The following is a 2,078-nucleotide window of genomic DNA, read 5'->3' as shown; positions in this document are numbered from 1 at the left end:
CTCGAGCACCGCGGCGCCGTGGACGGCTCCTGCCCCACCCACGGCACCGCGTTCACCGCCACCCCCGGCCAGCCCACCGGCCCGCGCATCCCTCCCCTGGACCCCACGGCGCTCGCCGAGGTGGACCTGGCGATCCTCGCCAACGAGAAGCTCACCTGGAAGTACCAGGGCGCCAAGGAGCAGGAGTGCGCCCGCATCATGGGCGGCCGCCACGCCGGCCCCGGCACCGGCCCCACCGTCACCGGCTACTTCCAGCGCCTCAACCAGCTCATCGACCACCCCGCGGCCATCGCCGCGGAACCCACCCTGATCGCCCGTCTCCGGGCCCAGCGAGAGGACCGCAGTGCCTGACTCCCCCCACCTCCCCCCGCACCACAGCGGCGTCGTCCTGGACGCGCCGTCCGCCTACCAGGAGTACGACGAGCTGCGCGAGCTCATGGCCGAGGACCGCCGCCGGCGCGCCCTCGACGCCCAGGGCCACACCCGCCTGATCACCGCCGCCACCTTCCAGGACTTCCGCCAGCGGTTCCTGCTCGGCATCGGCCAGGACCCTGTCGCCGTCCTCCCCGACCCCCCGATGCCCCGCGCCGCACGCCGCGCTCGCGGGCGCCGGATCCAGAAGGTCCACGCCTACGTCCGCCGCGTCGAGCGGCAGCGCACCAACCGACTCAGGGCCCAGCGCCCCGTGATCAAGAAGGGACTCACCCCATGACCGACATCGACCTCACCGCGGCGCTCTCCGCCGCGGAGAAGGCCTGCGACGTCTACGGCAGCGGCAGGAACGACGAGGGAGACGTCGTCTTGTCCGCGGACGACCTGGACCTCATCGCGGACGCTGTGAAGGCAGCCGCGCCGTTCATCGTCGCAGAAGGCCTCCGCGCCGCCGCCGAGGCCTCCCACAGGCTCCGGACCAATGCACACATGTGGCTGCAGGACCGTGCTGACGAGTATGAGAGCGGTGGGGCATGAACGACAGGCAGACGAACCGGAACCCGGCCATTCCCGGCCACGCGCTCGCGCGCCGCGGCGTTCCCGTGGACGAGGAGGGCAACACCGTGTGGCGCCGCCTCGGGTGGGAGAACAGCACCGCCGGGCCGGGGCGAGCGATGTGCCAATGCGGAGCGATCTCCCCCGAGCTGTCCGGCCCGTCTCGGCGGCGCGCCTGGCACAACGAGCATAAGGACGCACTCCGCAGCACAGTCGTGCCCCCGCGCACCTGGATGGCCATGCCAGCCATGCAGACGTTGGCCGGGCAGCACTGGGTTCTCGTCTCCGGGACCTGGCCCGACATCCATCTGCCCTACGAGTGCACCGAGGAGCAGGCCCACGCGCTGGCCCGCCGCCTGAACGGAGGTGACGAGGCATGAGCGAACCGATCCTCGACCCCTGCTGCGGTTCCCGAATGATGTGGTTCGACAAGGAGGACCCGCGCGCGCTGTTCGGCGACATCCGCGACGAGCATCACGTGCTCTGTGATGGGCGCTCGCTGAGCATCAGCCCGGACGTTCTGCTCGACTTCCGGTCCCTGCCGTTCCCCGACGGGACGTTCCACCTGATCGCCTTCGACCCCCCACACCTGCGGCGAGCCGGCAACGGCTGGCAGGGCCTCAAGTACGGCATCCTAGGCGACGACTGGCGGGCCGACCTCGAGCAGGGCTTCGCCGAGTGCTTCCGGGTCCTCAAGCCCCACGGCGTTCTCATCTTCAAGTGGGCCGAAACGCAGATCCCGCTCAGCCAGATCCTCGCCCTGACCCCGGAGCGTCCCCTGTTCGGACGCCGATCCGGCAAGACCGCCCGCACGCACTGGGTGACCTTCATGAAGCCGGAGGCGGCGGCATGACCGTCTCCCGGATGCCCCTGCCCCGGCACTACTGCGCCGAGGTCCGCCCGGTCCTGGACCGCCCCGGGATCCTCTGGCCGTGCCACTGCGGCCAGTGGTGGGTGTCCGTGACCGCCAACGACGTCTTCACCGGCGGCCCCAGCTACCTCTGGCGCCGCGTCGGCTGGTGGGACCTCCGGGCCCGCCGCCGCATCCGCCGCCTCGTCCAGGGGCGACCGTGAACCGCCCGCAGCTCATG

Annotated in this window: 5 protein-coding genes; all 5 read left to right on the top strand. The window is 71.6% G+C overall.

Annotation, left to right across the window (positions count from 1 at the left end; translation table 11 throughout):
- Window positions 1-351, top strand: a 351-nt coding sequence (locus ACXAGC_RS20265; protein WP_474846797.1) for a DUF3263 domain-containing protein, incomplete at its 5' end; no start/stop codon positions are given.
- The gene (locus tag ACXAGC_RS20260) at window positions 344-712 is read left to right on the top strand and encodes a hypothetical protein (protein WP_474846795.1); all 369 of its coding nucleotides are present in this window, start codon (window positions 344-346) and stop codon (window positions 710-712) included. The genes ACXAGC_RS20265 and ACXAGC_RS20260, both read left to right, overlap by 8 nt.
- Window positions 709-969 carry a hypothetical protein gene (locus ACXAGC_RS20255; protein WP_474846792.1) on the top strand — a complete coding sequence of 87 codons (261 nt, stop codon included), beginning with the start codon at window positions 709-711 and terminating at the stop codon, window positions 967-969. Before ACXAGC_RS20260 ends, ACXAGC_RS20255 begins: the two co-directional genes overlap by 4 nt.
- Window positions 966-1,367, top strand: a complete 402-nt coding sequence (locus tag ACXAGC_RS20250) for a hypothetical protein (protein ID WP_474846790.1) — start codon at window positions 966-968, stop codon at window positions 1,365-1,367. Before ACXAGC_RS20255 ends, ACXAGC_RS20250 begins: the two co-directional genes overlap by 4 nt.
- The gene (locus tag ACXAGC_RS20245; protein WP_474846788.1) at window positions 1,364-1,840 is read left to right on the top strand and encodes a TRM11 family methyltransferase; all 477 of its coding nucleotides are present in this window, start codon (window positions 1,364-1,366) and stop codon (window positions 1,838-1,840) included. Before ACXAGC_RS20250 ends, ACXAGC_RS20245 begins: the two co-directional genes overlap by 4 nt.
- The last annotated feature ends 238 nt before the right edge of the window (window positions 1,841-2,078 follow it).

This window comes from Alteromonas sp. AWJ4_197 (genome assembly GCF_056160285.1).
The sequence above is the reverse complement of the archived record's forward strand: the minus strand, read 5'-3'. Positions and strand labels throughout refer to the sequence as shown.

Coding starts and splice junctions, on each gene's coding strand:
- ACXAGC_RS20255 (WP_474846792.1), top strand. CDS start 709: ATGACCGACATCGACCTCACCGCGGCGCTCTCCGCCGCGGAGAAGGCC.
- ACXAGC_RS20250 (WP_474846790.1), top strand. CDS start 966: ATGAACGACAGGCAGACGAACCGGAACCCGGCCATTCCCGGCCACGCG.
- ACXAGC_RS20245 (WP_474846788.1), top strand. CDS start 1,364: ATGAGCGAACCGATCCTCGACCCCTGCTGCGGTTCCCGAATGATGTGG.